This is a genomic window from Larkinella rosea, from assembly GCF_003858635.1.
Classification (GTDB): Bacteria; Bacteroidota; Bacteroidia; order Cytophagales; family Spirosomataceae; genus Larkinella; species Larkinella rosea.
Genome location: NZ_RQJO01000008.1, coordinates 416,783 through 433,918 on the forward strand (window position 1 = coordinate 416,783; position 17,136 = coordinate 433,918).

Annotated in this window: 12 protein-coding genes and 1 tRNA gene; 5 read left to right on the top strand and 8 right to left on the bottom strand. The window is 45.0% G+C overall.

Translation table 11 applies throughout. The features are described 5' to 3' along the window. The first annotated feature begins 7 nt into the window (after positions 1-7). The 4 genes from EHT25_RS10540 (at position 8) to EHT25_RS32655 (ending at position 4,015) form a co-directional block, all read left to right on the top strand. Complete coding sequence (locus tag EHT25_RS10540; protein ID WP_124874207.1) at positions 8-628, top strand: hypothetical protein; 621 nt, start codon at positions 8-10, stop codon at positions 626-628. 5 nt (positions 629-633) lie between these two features. Next, entirely contained in the window at positions 634-2,619 is a 1,986-nt protein-coding gene (locus EHT25_RS10545; RefSeq protein ID WP_124874209.1) for a heavy metal translocating P-type ATPase, read from the top strand. A gap of 348 nt (positions 2,620-2,967) precedes the next feature. After that, a complete protein-coding gene (locus EHT25_RS10550) occupies positions 2,968-3,543 on the top strand; it encodes a YdeI/OmpD-associated family protein (RefSeq protein WP_124874211.1) in 576 nt (191 codons plus the stop codon). A gap of 58 nt (positions 3,544-3,601) precedes the next feature. Then, positions 3,602-4,015 (top strand): hypothetical protein, encoded by a 414-nt coding sequence (locus EHT25_RS32655; protein ID WP_185731331.1) that lies wholly within the window; start codon positions 3,602-3,604, stop codon positions 4,013-4,015. A gap of 49 nt (positions 4,016-4,064) precedes the next feature. Here EHT25_RS32655 and EHT25_RS10560 read toward each other — a convergent pair whose 3' ends face one another. The 3 genes from EHT25_RS10560 to EHT25_RS10570 form a co-directional block, all read right to left on the bottom strand. Then, on the bottom strand, positions 4,065-5,501 hold the full coding sequence (locus EHT25_RS10560; RefSeq protein WP_124874213.1) for an FAD-dependent oxidoreductase: 1,437 nt from the start codon (positions 5,499-5,501) through the stop codon (positions 4,065-4,067). 173 nt (positions 5,502-5,674) lie between these two features. Further along, positions 5,675-6,553: an alpha/beta hydrolase gene (locus EHT25_RS10565; RefSeq protein ID WP_124874215.1), complete on the bottom strand. Its 879-nt coding sequence runs from the start codon at positions 6,551-6,553 to the stop codon at positions 5,675-5,677. Positions 6,554-6,593: 40 nt separating this feature from the next. Beyond that, positions 6,594-8,633, bottom strand: coding sequence for an OPT family oligopeptide transporter (locus EHT25_RS10570; RefSeq protein WP_124874217.1), 2,040 nt, complete (start codon positions 8,631-8,633; stop codon positions 6,594-6,596). Between the two features lie 201 nt (positions 8,634-8,834). On the opposite strand from EHT25_RS10570, the gene EHT25_RS10575 reads away from it, so the two are divergent. Further along, a tRNA-Gly gene (locus tag EHT25_RS10575) sits at positions 8,835-8,907 on the top strand. Between the two features lie 654 nt (positions 8,908-9,561). On the opposite strand, the gene EHT25_RS10580 is transcribed toward EHT25_RS10575, so the two are convergent. From EHT25_RS10580 to EHT25_RS10600, 5 genes are all read right to left on the bottom strand, one after another. Beyond that, positions 9,562-10,293 (bottom strand): HNH endonuclease family protein, encoded by a 732-nt coding sequence (locus EHT25_RS10580; protein ID WP_124874219.1) that lies wholly within the window; start codon positions 10,291-10,293, stop codon positions 9,562-9,564. 89 nt (positions 10,294-10,382) lie between these two features. Next, positions 10,383-11,762: an AAA family ATPase gene (locus EHT25_RS10585; protein ID WP_124874221.1), complete on the bottom strand. Its 1,380-nt coding sequence runs from the start codon at positions 11,760-11,762 to the stop codon at positions 10,383-10,385. A gap of 33 nt (positions 11,763-11,795) precedes the next feature. Next, a complete protein-coding gene (locus EHT25_RS10590; protein ID WP_124874223.1) occupies positions 11,796-13,133 on the bottom strand; it encodes a restriction endonuclease subunit S in 1,338 nt (445 codons plus the stop codon). 38 nt (positions 13,134-13,171) lie between these two features. Beyond that, positions 13,172-15,502 (bottom strand): N-6 DNA methylase, encoded by a 2,331-nt coding sequence (locus EHT25_RS10595; protein ID WP_124874225.1) that lies wholly within the window; start codon positions 15,500-15,502, stop codon positions 13,172-13,174. A gap of 523 nt (positions 15,503-16,025) precedes the next feature. After that, positions 16,026-17,116, bottom strand: a protein-coding gene (locus EHT25_RS10600; RefSeq protein ID WP_374756158.1) for an IS3 family transposase whose coding sequence is annotated in 2 segments (ribosomal slippage) — positions 16,026-16,867 and positions 16,867-17,116 — 1,092 coding nt in all. Because the reading frame shifts where the segments join, the coding sequence is not laid out codon by codon here. Positions 17,117-17,136: the final 20 nt, after the last annotated feature.

Sequence of the window (17,136 nt, forward strand, 5' to 3'; positions counted from 1 at the left end):
AACGAAAATGCTTTTTAACCTGCTAATTGGTAGTATTTTGCTGGGAGCCGTTCATGCGGCAATTCCAAATCACTGGCTTCCGGTCGCGCTCATCGGCCGCAGCGAAAACTGGTCGATGCGCGAAACATTGGGTGTGGCAGCCCTGAGCGGTTTTTTCCACACGCTGAGCACGGTGATTCTGGGGGTGTTGATCGGTGCAATCGGTGTCGAATTATCGGAACAACTCGAAAGCCAGACCCGCTGGATCGCGTCGCTGATCCTGATTTTTATGGGATTGGTGTATTTCGCCGTTCACAACCCGCACAGCGCCCACGAACACGTTCCGAAAGGGCTGTCGGGCCGGTCGAAGCGGGCGATTGTTGGCACGCTGGCACTGGCCATGCTGCTGTCGCCCTGTCTGGAAATCGAGACGTTTTTCTTCACGGCCGGAACGCTCGGCTGGCCCGCCATCGTAACTCTCAGCGTCGCCTATACCGCAATAACGATTCTGTGCATGGTTGGATTAACCGCTTTGTCGTTTCGCGGACTGGCGCGTTTGCAATGGCACTGGCTCGAACACCACGAAAAACAGATCACCGGCGGTATTCTGATTGCGCTCGGCATTCTCAACTTTTTCATTGAACTTTAAACGATATGGCAACCCATCACCATCATTCCCACGACGGGCACGACCATGATCATGACCACGATCACGATGAACTGGATCTGGAAAAAACCGGGTCGGCAACGGCCGAAAACAGCGGTTCGGGGTTCGGAGGGCTAAAAGAATACGGACCCGTTGCTGTCAGTCTGGTGCTGCTCCTCGGCGGTGTTCTGCTGGATCAGTACGCCACGACCTGGTTTCGTGATCCGTGGCGGTTTGTCTGGTATCTTGTGGCATATTTGCCCGTTGGCTGGCCGGTTCTGCGCCGGGCGGTTCTTAACATTCTGAAAGGCAACGTTTTTACCGAATTTTTCCTGATGGGCGTCGCCACCATCGGCGCGTTTGCGATCCGGGAATACCCCGAAGGCGTCGCCGTAATGGTGTTTTACACCGTTGGGGAGCTGTTTCAGGATGCGGCCGTTCTGCGGGCGCGCCGTTCGATCAAGGCATTGCTCGACGTCCGGCCCGATACGGTGACGGTTTTTCGGGAGGGAAAAGCCGTTCCCACCAAAGCCGCTCAGGTGAACGTCGGTGAGGTTATTCAGGTAAAACCGGGCGAAAAAGTGGGGCTGGATGGCAAACTGCGGTCCGAAACCGGCTCATTCGATACGGCCGCGCTGACCGGCGAAAGCGTTCCGCGCACGATTAGTAAAGGTGAAGATGTACTGGCGGGGATGATCAACCGGCAAACGCTGGTGGAAATGGAAGTGACCACGCTGTATCAGGATTCCAAGCTGTCGCGCATTCTGAAACTGGTGCAGGAAGCCACCGGGCGCAAGGCCCAGACGCAGGAGTTCATTGCCCGGTTTGCCAGAATTTACACCCCGATCATCTGCGCGCTGGCGCTGGCAATTACGTTGGTTCCGGCTCTTTTTGTCGCGGATTATCAGTTCCGGGACTGGCTTTACCGCGGGCTGGTTTTTCTGGTCATCGGCTGTCCGTGCGCGCTGGTGATATCCATTCCGCTGGGCTATTTCGGCGGTATCGGCGCGGGTTCCCGGCACGGTATTCTGTTTAAAGGCTCGGTTTTTCTGGATCTGATCACGCAGGTGAAAACCGTGGTGATGGACAAAACCGGTACGCTGACGCAGGGCGTTTTTAAGGTGCAGGAGGTAAACGCGCAAGGCATTACCCGTCAGGAACTGACGCAGTTGACGGCGGCCCTGGAAAGTAAGTCTACGCATCCGGTAGCCACGGCCATTCTGGCCTACGCCGATTTGAAGGAGCCGTTGTTATCGGCGGAACAGGTGGAAGAGATTCCCGGTCACGGACTGAAAGGAACGGTTAGCGGAAAAACCGTGCTGGCCGGAAATGCCCGGCTTTTGCAAAAATTCGGCGTGTCGTTTGACGAAGCACTTACCGCCATTCCGTTCACGGTGGTGCTGGTGGCCGTCGATGGGAAGTTTGCCGGTTATTTTACGATTGCCGACGAGGAAAAAGCCGATGCGGCCGAAACCGTTCAGCAACTGCACGCACTCGGGTTGAAAACCGTCATGCTGTCGGGCGACAAAGCGGTGGTGGTGCAGGCGGTTTCCCAAAAATTAGGCGTTGAAGCCGTCGGCGATTTGCTGCCCGAAGACAAAGTGCGTCAGGTGGAACGCTTAAAACAGGAACTGGCTCCGACGCCGAAAGCAAAACTGGCCTTTGTCGGCGACGGCGTGAACGACGCCCCGGTGGTGGCGCTGGCCGACGTCGGTATTGCGATGGGCGGGCTCGGCTCCGACGCGACGATTGAAACCGCAGACGTGGTAATTCAAACCGATCAGCCGTCGAAGATTGTCACGGCGATCAAAATTGGGCGGGCAACGCGGCAGATCGTCTGGCAAAACATCAGCCTTTCGCTCGCCGTCAAAGCCATTGTGCTGTTGCTCGGTGCGGGTGGGATTGCCACAATGTGGGAAGCGGTTTTTGCCGACGTGGGCGTGGCCCTGCTGGCCATTCTGAACGCCGTTCGGGTCCAGAATCTGAAATTCTAACGTACCCACGGACTTTAGTCCGTGGCCTGTGAAGACACCTAGAGTATATACACATCTTTTTGGTCGCATAGCGACCGAATGTTTGTAGAAAAAGCAATTGAGTTTGTTTTTTGGTCACGTAGCGACCGAACTCTATTTGATCGCTACGCGACCTCCCGGCAAAGAAAGAATTCGCGAATCGGGTTTCGCTACAAACATTAAGTCGCTACGCGACTGGAATTTAAACTTAAAAGATGTGTGCATACACTAATTAAAGACACAGGCCACGGTTGGGGGCCTTACAATAATTCAGTACTAACTTAAATCACACGGACTGAACGGGAGCGCCCGCCAATCTGTGGATACGTTATGGCAACATTTTTTGCAACACCGGAAGCGTTTCGGCACTGGCTGGAGAAAAACCACGAGACCGAAAAGGAATTGATCGTCGGTTTTTACAAAGTGGGGTCGGGCAAACCGAGCATCACCTGGCCGCAGTCGGTCGATGAAGCCCTGTGTTTCGGCTGGATCGACGGCGTTCGGAAATCCATCGACGAAACCGCCTACCAGATCCGGTTTACACCCCGCAAAAAGACCAGCATCTGGAGCACGGTCAACCTCAAACGAATGGAAGAACTGATCGGGCAGAATCTCGTCAAACCTGCCGGGTTAGCCATCTATCAGGCGCGGGATTTGAAAAAAACCGGGCTGTACTCGCACGAGCAGGAAAGCTGGAACCTCGACGCGGCCCAGGAAGCGGAGTTCAAAGCCAACGAAACTGCCTGGCAATTTTTCCAGAAACAGGCACCTTCGTACCGCAAAGCCGCCCTAAAACTGGTCGTTAGTGCGAAGCAGGACGCCACCCGGCGGAAACGCCTGGCGGAATTGATTGAACATTCCGCCAACGGACGGAAAATTCCCGCGCTCCGGCGCAATGGTGAGTAATTTCTGCCTTTGATTTGAGCCAAAAGATGGTTAAAATGAACTGTAGAAACCGAATCTGATGACGATCCGGCGTCGCAGTTGTACCACGTTACCCTTTATTGCGATTGGGCCCGGCGGGGGCGGCATTGAGCATTTGAACTCCACGTCGATCAGTTTCAGCGGGGATCAGTTGAATATGCGGGCGGGTAAAAACCGGATGTACAACTTTCTGGCGCACGAATATTTCCAACATTACAACGTCAAACGCATTCGCCCGTCGATCTGGGGCCGTATGATGACGGCCAGCAAAACCGCACCCGCATGTTGTGGGTTTCGGAAGGTCGGGCGACGAAGCCTACAGAACCATTTCGTAGTACAGCAAAGGTCCGGTTTTTTATACGATGGATTTTATCCCGTTCCCCAATTCCGTCTCGTTTCCGGATTCTACCCGGGTCCAGTGATTTTACCTTTTCAGGTCAGTTCGTTTAACTAGTTGAAGTTGAGCAACGTCTTTACTTTCTTGTCTAGCGTCTCACGTCTATTTACGCGACTTCCGATTGGAGATTTTCGATGGATGCGCTTTCCTGGTAACTCTCGTAATCGGTGTTGATTTCCCACAAATCGTGGTTCATGTCGGAAGAGATGTTCTCGGCGGCCAGAATTCCCATCAGAATCGAATGGTCCTGGTTGTTGTATTTGAAGGAACCATAACGTCCGATCACACTCAGGCCTTTCAGACTGGAGAGATAATCCTGCACCGGTTTCAGCACATCCTTGTAGCCTTTGGAATAAACCGGATAACTGCGGGCCAGTCGTTTAACAAAACCGGCGGAAATGGCCGCCGAACCAACCAGACCCGTTTTTTTCAATTCCTCCGAGGCAATCTGAATGAGCTCGTCGTCGGTTTTTTGCCAGATTTCGTCCTCGTTGTAACACCAGTATTCCAGTGTCAGAATGCTGGCCTTCTCGTTTCGGTTTATTTCAGGAACCCAGTTTCGGAAGTTGGTAATGCGCCCCGTCAGGAGCTCTTTCGAATGGACATACAGCCAGTTATCGGGAAACAGACGGTCGGATTCGACTTTCAGGTAAACCAGAATGGTGTTGCGGAACGTCAGGCTATTCACCCGGTTTTTGACCAAAACCGGAACATTGGGCAACCGATTGACCAGTAACGTCAGGGGCATCGTGGATATAACGTGGTCGAAGAAGAGCGTCGTACCATCTTCCTGCGTTAAACCGTATTGGTCGTTGGTTCCGGTGACGACCGAAAAAACCGGGCTTTTCAGGTGAATCCTGCCGCCGTGTCGGCTGACGAAATCGGCCATCCGGTTATAAATCATTCCGTTGCCACCGATGGGGTAGGCAAACTGATCAATGAGTGTCTTGTGGGTATTGCCCTTTCCGCCTTTAAACGCATTTTTGACGGCCTCCCACAGCGAAAGTTTTTTGATCCGCTGGGCGGCAAAATCTTCGTCCAGATCGGTGCAGGGAATCCCCCAGAGTTTTTCGGAGTAGGTTTTAAAAAACGTCGAATACAGTTTGTAACCAAACCGCCGAACCACCCACGACTCGAAGGTGCCGGTGTCGGGCGTGGGCCTAATTTTTTCTGCCAGATAACTACTCAGGCTGTGAATCGACTGAAAAATCCCCAATTTTCGCAGGGCGTCGAACGGTTTGAGGGGGTAGTAAAAAAGTTTGGAGTTGTAATAAATCCGGGTGAGTCGGTTGACCATGCGGTAGTCTTCCCCGGCCACTTCAAACCAGACTTTGTTGATGCGGGAATCGCTGCTGAAAAACCGGTGTGGCCCCAGATCAACCGTCTGATTCCACAACTCAAAGGATTGAGCCAGACCGCCGACATTCGGGCCAGCTTCGAAAACGTCGACGGCAATTCCGGCTTTTGCCAGTTCATAGGCTGCTGTCAGACCGGCGGGTCCTGCGCCAATAATGCCTACTTTTTTACCAGAGTATTCCCTCATTTTTGTTCCGGTAGCTATTACTCAGCGGGGTTGACGTCCATCGATCTCATCCTTCCCGTCAACCTGCGCCCGATTGAATGGCTCCGTTTCTACATTGTGCGTGTGAATATAAGCGATTTGCGCAAATAACTTTTCGAGAACTTTTGTATCTGGTGGTTTTTGAGCCAACGGCGTTAGTCTTTCCACAACCACCGCAGCGATTCGGGCAGGATGGAACCGCCGTGTTTGCCGTTGTGTCCGCCCGTTCCGCCGACGAATTTGTAGTCGTATTTGCTGAATTTGAGAGCCGCATCCATCTGCAAATTGCCGAGCCACCAGTTGCCATGCGCATTGTCGAGGTCGTTGCTGCCGTCCTGCAAAAATACTTTAATGTCGCGTTTGGGCGCTTTCCGAATGAGCGAGGGGTAAACGTGACCGCCTTTGATATTGGTGAAACTGCCGACGTGGCTCACTACTTTCTGGAAATAATCGGGCCGCTGCCAGGCCACCGTAAACGCGCAGATTCCGCCCGACGAAATACCGCCGATGGCCCGCATTTTCGGTGAATCGGCCAGTTTGTACGTTTTACTGATTTCCGGAATGAGTTCTTCGATCAAAAACCGGGCGTATTGATTGGTGAGCGTGTCGTACTCAAAGCTCCGGTTGTCGCCCCGCCAGGGATCTTTGGCCAGTTCGGTGCCATGCTGGCCGGGATTGATGAACAAACCGATGGTCACCGGCATGGCTTTCTGGTGGATCAGATTGTCAAAAACCACCGGCACCCGGAAATCGCCGTCTTCCTTTACGTAGGTATGCCCATCCTGAAAAACCATCAAAGCCGCTGGTGCATTGGGATTATATTGTGCCGGAACGTAGACGTAATATTCCCGGATGGTATTCGGAAACACCTTACTTTTCCAGACGTATTTGGTTACCTGGCCTCTGGGCACGCCCTCGTGGCGTTCCGAATCCGGGCCGTAAGTGACGGTTTCCTGCTGGGCAAAACCGGGTAAAACGGTAAGCAATGTGCAGATAGCCAGGTAGAAACCGGCTACGGGTTTGGACGATTTCATAAAATAGACCAGGTTTGGGTTACTGCTCGATTCGGTACTTTTACGCGCGCTTCATGGCCACCCGGTACAGAATGGTAGCCAGTGCCAAAAACGCCAGCGCACCCAGTAATTGATAGCCTTCGCTGCCCAAAGCGTGTTCCAATGCCGGTTCCAGTGTCAGTTTGGAAAGGAAATTAAACACCGATTCGTTGACAGACAACAAAGCAACAACAACTCCGGCCAGCGCCCCTCCGGCCACCAGACCCGTTGAGAACAGGCTGCCCCGGCCCAGATCGGCATCTTCTTCGACGATGCCTTTCCGCTTGAAATTCCAGTCGACCAGGGCTTTCACGCAACCACCCGCGAAAATCGGCAGGGTCGTTGAGAGCGGCAGGTAAAGACCCACGGCAAACGCCAGCGCACTGACTCCGCAAATTTCCACTACGAATGACATAAAGGCTCCCACCAGCACAAACTGCCAGTCGAGGTTGAACGACAGCAGCCCTTTGATGAGCGTCGCCATGAGCGTTCCCTGCGGAGCCGGAAACCGGTCGCTGCCAATGGCGTGCGTAATGCCCTGCGCCACCAGATCCGGCGTGGGCGTATCCAGGATTTTCACCGTTGCGCCCACCGCCAGTGACGAAACAATGACGCCGATGAACAGGGCGATTTGCTGGTATTTGGGCGTTGCCCCAACGAGGTAACCGGTTTTCAGATCCTGGGAGGTACCGCCCGCATTGGCCGCTGCGATACAGATCATTCCGCCTACCACCAGTACGGCGGGTTCGTAGATTCGACCCGTCAGCCCGGCCCCGATGAACACCAAAGCCGTGCCCATGATGGTGGCGATGGTCATGCCCGAAACCGGCGACGAACTCGAGCCGATCAGCCCCACGATCCGGCTGGCAACCGTCACGAAGAAAAAACCAAAGACGACCACCAGAATGGCCGTCAGGATTTTCGTCAGAATCGAATCGCCGGGAATCTGCGGTAAAATGACCATCAAAACCGCCAGGGCGATGCTGCCGAAAATGACGACCCGAACGGACAGGTCCTGCTCCGTCCGCCGGACCTGCGCTCCTTCGGCTGCAACATCTACTTTTTTGAAACTATCGCGGAAGGACGAAACGATGGTTGGAATGGTTTTGATCAGGGTCATAAAACCGCCTGCCGTAACGGCGCCCGCGCCAATTTGTCGAATATACGCCCGGTAAATGGCGGCCGCCGTGTCGTTAAAACCGTGGGTGGTGGGGTTCCAGCCGCCCGGGCCGCCCGCCGTTTGCAGGTTCGACAGGTAACCGAGTTTAATCAACTGAAGGGCAATGGTATCGCCCGGAACCAGTGTGGCCAGCAATGGAATCAACGCCAGCCACGCCAGAATACCGCCCCCGACCAACACCGCCGAAATGCGAAACCCGATGATGTAACCGACGCCCAGGTACTCCGGTGTAATTTCGCCGGACACCTGTGCCGACGGAAAATAGCGATTGATTTGATTCGTTGCCCAGGTGGGCGCTTCGGCAATCACGTGCAATACTTTCTGGAAAATGGCGTACAGCAAAGCTGTTCCCAGGCCCAGGTAAGCCATTTTAGCAAAATCACCTCCGCGCTCACCCGCAATCAGTACGGAGCCGCAGGCCGTGCCTTCGGGGTAGGGCAGCTTGCCGTGTTCCTCCACGATCAGGGCCCGACGCAGCGGAATCATCATGAGCGTTCCGAGCAGTCCGCCCAGAATCGCCAGCGTCAGAATGGTCCAGTAATTGAAAAAATCTTCGCCTACGCCGTCGGTCAGGAACAGAAAACCGGGTAGCGTGAAAACCACCCCGGATGCGATGGACTCGCCCGCCGAGCCGGTGGTTTGGATGATGTTATTTTCGAGAATGGTGGTTTTCAAAAACCGCCGACCAAGGGAAATCGCCAGCACGGCAATGGGAATGGAGGCCGAAACCGACAAACCGGCTTTCAGGGACAAATAAACCGTAGCGGCTCCGAACAATACCCCGAAAAGGGCGCCGGTGATGACGGCTTTGAGCGTAAATTCGGCCGTCGACTGGTGATCGGGAATATAAGGCTTAAACTCGGGCGGAGATTTTGTTTCCATAGAAAGGGTCAGGATTTACGCGAAAGATCAACGGTTTTTGGGTCAATACAAAATACGCGCTGGCGGATGGGATTGAATAAGCCAATTTACGCGGATAATTTTATTTTTCCGTGTAAACCGCACTAACCGCTTCATCGACTTTCCCTTCACGCTGAAGGGCTTGACTTTTCCATTCTTTCTATAAACATTTGCAGTTCATCAGCGGGAGTAGCTCAGTTGGTAGAGCGGCAGCTTCCCAAGCTGCAGGCCGCGAGTTCGAGACTCGTCTCCCGCTCTTTTCGTACTCGCTGTGACTGAAGCACTTAGTTGAAAAGCTGGGTGCTTTTTTTGATTGAAAAATGGATTAGGTACAGCATTAGGTACAACATTTCAGATTTCGCAAATATTAACTATTACTGAAAGTCTTAATTAATCCGTACCTAATTTGTCTATCTAAAAGAAATAATATTTTATGTCTGAATAATTTACTACTCCCCAAAATTAGGACCACCAGCAAAGTTGAAAAATAAGATGTAAACTAGTGGTGAAATGAGCACGAAACACAAGAAGTACGCGCCTAATTTCAAGGCCAAGGCGGCCTTGGACCAGCCTAAGACGGGTGGGAATTAGAAGAAGGGCCCACTGGATTTTTTGAGTGGTACAATTATCAGAAGTACTATCAAGGCATCGGCGAAGGATTCCGGCAGCCCTTTTTCAATGCTATTAATTACCACTAAAAGGAGTACAGAATTGCAATTAACAAAACCCGATTTCTGATCCTAAAATTGGGTAGTACCTTATAAAGGAAGATACGACAATAAAAAAATCTTACATAACTTGATTAAGATTTTTAATTTATATTAAGTTAATATGAACGGGGAATTCTAAAAAATGGGTATATTGAACAACTATAGTAATAATGTTAGGTTTTAAACTAAAAATACAAACATTATAAAGATAATATTCTCAATTTTAAAAGATCTGCGATTACCATACAATCTTCCTTGCCCCTACCATTTAAATTCTCGTATGCATCTTTGTATAATTTTTTCAAAAAAACAGTATCATTTAAATCAACTTCATCTTGATCCTCTAAGACGTTTAAAGCTTCTATATAACCTTGTTCTACTGCCTTTCGCCTATTGATCAATGGGATACAGTTTAAGTTTAAGATATTATCTAAATCATTATCTATATTAACATTACCGGTTGCTGATTTAATGCTTCCATCCTCAAAAGTGATAAGGTCTTCACATGAAATCTCATCCAAATATACCGGATTAATGGTTAAATCTTGCTCACCAACTGGAAATTTTGATCTTTGTTTATCACAATGAAAATGCGCATCAGTAAGTCCACCACAGACTCCTAAAAGATTCTTATGTTCAAGTTTTTTTTGTGCCAAAAGGCCGATACATTTATGTTGTGGAAACCAATGCTCTATTGAAATATACTTCAAACGAACAGCCTCACGTACTGAAGGTATGTCATCCCCAAAATCTAACGTAACATTACAATAAGCACACAAATAACCTTGTTCACGAAGTAATTCTAGGACATACTCTGCTTTTTCAGGGTTTTGAAAATCACTGTACCTAGGAGTAACGCCTGCTGCAATCTGTCTACTTTTAAAAATAAGTAAAGGATCAGGATCTTGATTTGGTTTTTCTATCTTTCTCATTCACAATCTAGGCTTCAAAAATTTTAACTTAGTTTCTAATCTCACTAATTCTGGGTCTGCATTTGTCTTAAGAGCACTTTTAAGTTGTTTTAATATTTCTTCAGCTTCATTGTATTTTTTTGATCTATTAGTGAGCCTAAATTTCTAATATTTAATGTAATTTCTTCTGGCCTTGGATCGGCATGCATATAATTAGTTAATATAGAGTTTACATCTCGACCATAAAAATTACCTGTATGAGATTGCAATTTCCCATTATCTAAAATAAACAACTCACCTTCGTCAGGATCTAAATGATTAATTACTGAAGGAGAATGAGTAGCTCCAACAAAATGACTTTGTAAATTACTAGGTATAGCTTTAAGGACTTTTGCAACATTAACTACAAAATTATCTTGCCAACTTGGATGCATGAATGCTGACGGTTCATCAAACAAAAATAATGTGCTGCCAGTACTTACAAGTTCGCACAAACCACGAATAGTTATTAGCTGTCTTTCTCCTTCAGAAAGATCTGTGTGAAAACTCTCAACTCCATTTTTAAAACATTTTACTGATACTTTTGCTAATACACCAGCACAACTTAACGCATACAAGAAGCTAAAAAGGCGCCTTTCAGTTTGACACCATTCCGCTACCTCATACCATCTTTCAATGTCAAATTCAAAAACAAGCTGATCTTTTATGGGCGTAAGTCCAACAACTGCTGGTGATAAATTACTCTTTTCTCTCAATACATTCAAGAAATTAAAGATCTCTCCTGGAGCACCACCAAATTCACTATAATCATAATTTTCATTTTTACGAAACCGTTTCCTTTTGATATATACTATAATCGTTCGGTCTTGAGGCTTATATATACCTAAATCATTATTAAAAAAAACATCTATTTGCTCGTCATATTGTAATGCAAAAAGAGAAGCCAATAATATATCAAAATGAATATCCTTAACATACATAATTGGTAAAGGTTTTACCTTACCAAAAGCATCTTTAGAATTTTCAGAAGGATTCGCTAATTCCTTGTTGTATCGCAACTCATGTATGCGCCCTATATCAGCTAACTTCTTTGAGAAACCTGAATAATAGACAACCACGTTCGGAAAGAGTCCATCATATCCCAATCTATCGATTACAGAATGGCTCTCATAGGAATCATTTTTAGCATATAAATTAAAACCAGTTTGATTGTAAGATGCTGTCACTTCAATTGTATTAGAATCAATGTTTAAAAAATCGTCTTTAAATGTAATTTCATAAACAATAGTAAAATTAAAATTTGGTTCTATTGAAATCCTGTCAACAAAATACCCATATAAATTGCTGAATATTTTTGAAAGAACTTCTAAGATAGTTGTCTTACCGGACCCATTTATTCCAATTAACATACTAATTGGTTTTTCGAAATTAATCTCAAAGCCATTCAGGATCCTAAAATCTTCAATAAATAAGGACTTAATATGTAGCATCGAAGTTTTTTGAAGAAATTAACATTATTATAATCAAAGGAAAATAGAAGATTCGAAATCCATTATTGCATCTGTTCTTAATGCATTTACTTCTCCATATAAGGACATTATTTCATTTTTTTTCTCAAAAAAGTAATTTATCATATTTTGCTGAGATATAATATCTGCAATTTGAATTTTGTAGTTATAAATCATTTTAGCATTTAAATTGGGTTGATTGTTACCACTAGCTAATTCACGTAATCGATTATATTCATGCATTAAAGTAATCCATAGATAATCTGTTAGAATTAAATTTGAAGTAATGTCATGCAGAACCGCACAAGCTTGATTAGTTGCTGCATCTATGCCTAATTTTGCTGTACGGCCACGAGTTGCCCCTTGACCGTACATTGCAATTATTAAGCTACCCGCCGGATAAACCCTTGCGCTACTATTTTCCAGACCGGCCTGGGTTATACATTCATCTGTTTGAGTAATAATTTCATTAATTACTTCTGTTGTTTTTACCCATGGTATATCACCGTGTTCATAATAAGCTTTAACTCCACGGTTTGGCGTACCGCCACTTCCTATCTTACAAATGTCACCAATGCGGAAAAGCGGAAAATTTGGTTGTATAGTCCATTCACTTCTAAGACCAGCAAAATCAATACCCCACCTATCAATGTTTTTGTATTCAGCAAAAAATAATCCTTTAAGCTGCGAATATTTATTCTTAGTAACTCCATAAAACTGATTTAAATAAGTTTCCATTTCCATCTCAAGTTGCTTCCCCTTAGTCTCTTTATTATCAGCTTCAAATAAAGCGCTCTTATAAGATGCAACCAGACTCTTTTGAGTATCAAGTGGCGGAAGCGGAATTTTTAAATCAAGAAATAATTGCTCGTCTAATCGCTGTCGATTCGTTGTACCTGTACTGCAGCTTTGGCAAAAGGCAGTAAATTGTTTTGTTATAGAAAGCAACCAAAAGAAATATGGGTTTGCTATAGTTTGGTCAATATCAAATGCCAAAAAATCAGCAGTAATAATTGCACCATCCAACTCTTTTGGAGCTATACCCATTGCTCCATTACGGGCATCTATTTTTGAAATTAAAAATTGCCCTTCTGAAACCAAAAACTGTCTTTTTGTACCAATATTACTACCAACCTCTTCATCGCGTAATAAAACGCCTTTACCGTTAGTACGGATAGTTATGCGTTTATATAAGGCTTCGTCCTGAATAATTATATCATTCTTAGATCGCTTCAGGAATGTTCCGATTCGAATGAGAGAGAAGTCTGGTCGAAAAGCAAATTGGTTATCAAGAGTATACCTGACACTCCAATTAGCTAAAAAAGAGTGTGGAATAATTTTTAAATACCGCAACAAGTTGGTCTGTTTAGATGCGGTTTCCCCAAACAGACCTACATAAAATTTTCGGTAATTATACTTTTTTTTTGGTCATTTGAATTAACATCACTTAACGATAAATATGACATTGAGTCATCATCATTTATAAAATAATTGCCGCCCTCTCCCTTATCTTCCCAAAGTTTGTTAGACATCCTATAAGCACGGTATTCTTTCGCTACATCCAACAATTCATTATCAATTTTGGCTCCAGTACTTGAAATTCCTGCTTTCTCAACCTCTACCATAGGAACGGGATAATTAAATCGTGTTTTGACAGAATGTTTTATCAGTTCTGCCATTTCTTCTTCAATTGCACGACGTTTCTCTCGGTATTGCTTATCTATATCTCTTAAACCATCTTTGAACTTGTTCGCTTTTAGCTCGGCACGTTGGGTAGCATGTTCTTCTGTTACTTTAGTTAACTGTGAGTTATACATTAAATTCACTCTTTCTGTCTCTTCCTTTACAATTTGCTTATATTGAGCGTCTTCTATTTCAGTGAATTTGCGAAGAAATATTAGCGATGGTTTTACTGTAGCACCTGAGGCAATAAATACATCTTGTGGAATACTCGTAATGTTAATTAGTTTAGCCCTACTTTCTATATATTCACGAATTTTTTGAAGAGCTGAATTATTAAGAACGCCTTCAGGTAGCACTATCCCCATACGGCCACCAGGTTTAAGTAGATTTAGGCAGCGTTCCATAAATAGCACTTCCGTCAGACCAGAGAACTGGCCGACATCAAATAAATTAAGTAAAGGTTTATCAAGATTATTCCGTATTTGAGCCACTGCTATTTCTTCGTAATCTTCGCCATATCGTGCCTTGTATTGCTCAATTCTAGCAGTTGATGGTAAATCACTAATAGTGATATTCAATGTTTTCTCAACTCTTGCTCCAAATGGTGGGTTAGTCAGGATAATATCAAATCGACCATCATATATTCCGTTAACATTTAGTAATCCGTCATGGTGATGCACCCCGCCATGACCGTCACCATGCATTATCATATTCATCTTAGCGGTACGAGCCATGCGTGGATTAGCATCGGTACCAAAAATGCAATTATAAGAAAGTCGACGAAGTCTCCCATTTGGATTATTTAGATCCAATTCCTCATTTAGCGACTTGAAGTGCTTTTGCACCTTTTGATCAACTATCAACTGATCCTTTTTTGACAGCCTATCATATTCTTCTGTATAATACCTCTTCTTAACTTCTCCTTTAATAGCATGAATATGCTTTTCTATTTTATCCCTTACATATTCAAATGCTTTAATAAGAAAACCTCCAGAACCACAACAAGGATCACAAATAGTTTCCCCTTCCTGCGGATCAAGAACTTCAGTCATATAATTAACAATCGTACGTGGCGTGAAAAATTGTCCCAATTCTCCCCGAAATGTTCGACCTAAGAATTCCTCGAAGGCGATGCCTTTGATATCATCAGATGTATTAGAAAGATTAAATTTTTCGAGCTCACGAACAGTTTGCAAAAATGAATTTTCACGAATCTTCAAGCTGTCATTTGGGTCGAACAAATCATCATCGATAAATGATTTCTTAGTTTGCTCAAAGAGATGTTGGTAAAATGGCAAAGAAGTGTTAATAGTTGTATTTTCAAAAGAATCCTTCAATTTCTGAAATACTTTTTCTGAGAAAATTGCTTTTGATATACTATGTTGCCGTTCATACCGAATCTTTATAAATAATATTTTGGAGATTTCATCAAAGGCAGCTTCAGGGGATAGTTTATCATTATTCCTAATAATATTATGACACTTAAAAAGTACTTTAGAAAATTCCTCTCTTGTGAATGCCTTAGTCTTAGTTTCGAATTCATGCAACTTCTTAGAATTACTGAAATCTTTAAATGTTGGCAATTCAACTACTTCTTCAATTACTCTAGGTGTATACTCTTTAATAACTTTAAAAAATTTGGTTTCTTTCTCATTGGTCATTACAAAGAAGTCTGCCTCTATCCAAAACGCAAAATTGGAGCCCTGAAAATAATCTTCTTCATGAATTGTAATGTTTTGGGCCTTGCACTCTACTACAATTATTGGCTTCTTTCCTTCTTTTCTGTCTTGCTCACTTTTCCAGACAACAATATCAGCTTTAGCTTTACCTTGCCCAGGTTTAAAGTAATTTAATTCGACGTCCTGTTCGATTTGTTGTAAAGCAAACCCATACTGATTGACTAAAATCGTAATATAATTTTGCCTTACTCGTTCTAATGGATTAATAATCAACCACTTATCTTTTAGCGGTGCAAAAATCTTATCATCTTCTATCTTGACGCTTAAAGGTGAGTCAGTATTTAATTGTTGTTTAGACATGATATTCCAAAATATGATCTTGATACAATTTTTGCGCCTTCTTTATAATTAAAATAGGCAATTGTATACCTGATTGACCCAATTTAAAATATCAAATCGTTTGCCCGGCTAAAAGGTGTTTTTTTTTTTGAAAAAATATTAACAATCTATATTAATGCATTGTCAATCAGATATTTACTAATAAGCCTTCAAAAGGTAACACTATTAGTAACTTATATTACTAAACCCAATGTTTGCATTAGCGTCTGGTCATCCATCTTTGAGTTGTACAAGATTTGAAAGGGGCTGCTTTGCTTGACTGATCCCTAGTTTATTTTAATGACCATTCAACCGTCGCTGAAGTCTGCCGAAAGATGGGTATTTGTCTATACTATTGTAAGTATCCCTAAAATTCGGACAGTTTAAAAATTGTGACCTCCCCCCGCAAAACGAGACAAGTGATAATTAGAGATTTCCGGTGACTGAGGTCCTCCCGGATTTTCAGACGGTAATGATTAGAGTTTCCGGTGCTTCTTGTTGTAAGTTAACAAATTCTTTTGGGACCGTCGGCGGCTGCCGTTAAATCATTTAGGGCGCTATGGGGTCTGAAGTGGTTGTATTCCCATCGAAAATCCTCGATTTTTTCCTGAGCATCGGCCAGCGACAAGAACCAATTGACTGAAAGACACTCATCGCGAAACTTACCATTAAATGACTCTACATATGGGTTATCCGTGGGCTTTCCTGGCCTGGAAAAGTCCAGAGTTACTCCATTGGAATAAGCCCACAAATCCATTTCTTTCGAGATAAATTCACTGCCATTATCGCATTGAATGCGCTCAGGAAAACACCCTTCAATTAAGCAGATTCGATTCAACTCAGCAGCGACGTCAGCTCCTTTCAACGATTTGCCTAGCAGTAATCCATGACAAATCTTACTACAATTATCGACTATAGTTAATACCCTAAATCGCTCACCGTTGAAGAGGGCATCTTGAACAAAATCCATACTCCAAACCTTATTTATTCCTTGAGTATCCAATCGTTCTAGTCGGTGCTCTGCACTTCGGTTACGTCTGGGCCGCTTAGTCCGTAAATTCAGCCCACACGTCTTGTAGACACGGTACATACGCTTGTGATTGTCGCTGAAACCTTCTCTTCTCAACAGGATAAAAATCCGCCAGAAACCGTACCTTATCCTTGTCGTTGCAATCTCCTTCATTCGCATTGCCAACAAAGTATCGTCACGACGATGTTGCTTGTAATAATACATTGATCGAACTAACTTCACACAACGGCAAGCTCTTTGGATCGAGACTCGGTAGTTGGTCACCAGCCAATTGGCCATTTCCTTCTTGTAAGGTGGCTTCACAACTTTTTTTTTATCACATCCTGAAGCATTTGCTTATCGAGACTTAGGTCGGCTACAAGCTTTTTGAGCTGAGCATTTTCTTCTTCCAATTGCCGCAATTTACGTAGCTCGGAGACGCCCATGCCACCGAATTTTTTCTTCCAATTAAAGAAAGTGGCTTGGGAAACACCCAGCTGGCGGCAGATCTCTTCGACGCGTGTGCCGGTCTCTGATTGCCGCAACGCGAAAGCTATTTGCGCTTCGGTGAATTTGGTCTTTTTCATAGTGACAAATTAAGTTTTTT

Coding starts and splice junctions, on each gene's coding strand:
- EHT25_RS10540 (WP_124874207.1), top strand. CDS start 8: ATGCTTTTTAACCTGCTAATTGGTAGTATTTTGCTGGGAGCCGTTCAT.
- EHT25_RS10545 (WP_124874209.1), top strand. CDS start 634: ATGGCAACCCATCACCATCATTCCCACGACGGGCACGACCATGATCAT.
- EHT25_RS10550 (WP_124874211.1), top strand. CDS start 2,968: ATGGCAACATTTTTTGCAACACCGGAAGCGTTTCGGCACTGGCTGGAG.
- EHT25_RS32655 (WP_185731331.1), top strand. CDS start 3,602: ATGACGATCCGGCGTCGCAGTTGTACCACGTTACCCTTTATTGCGATT.
- EHT25_RS10560 (WP_124874213.1), bottom strand. CDS start 5,501: ATGAGGGAATACTCTGGTAAAAAAGTAGGCATTATTGGCGCAGGACCC.
- EHT25_RS10565 (WP_124874215.1), bottom strand. CDS start 6,553: ATGAAATCGTCCAAACCCGTAGCCGGTTTCTACCTGGCTATCTGCACA.
- EHT25_RS10570 (WP_124874217.1), bottom strand. CDS start 8,633: ATGGAAACAAAATCTCCGCCCGAGTTTAAGCCTTATATTCCCGATCAC.
- EHT25_RS10580 (WP_124874219.1), bottom strand. CDS start 10,293: ATGAGAAAGATAGAAAAACCAAATCAAGATCCTGATCCTTTACTTATT.
- EHT25_RS10585 (WP_124874221.1), bottom strand. CDS start 11,762: ATGCTACATATTAAGTCCTTATTTATTGAAGATTTTAGGATCCTGAAT.
- EHT25_RS10595 (WP_124874225.1), bottom strand. CDS start 15,502: ATGTCTAAACAACAATTAAATACTGACTCACCTTTAAGCGTCAAGATA.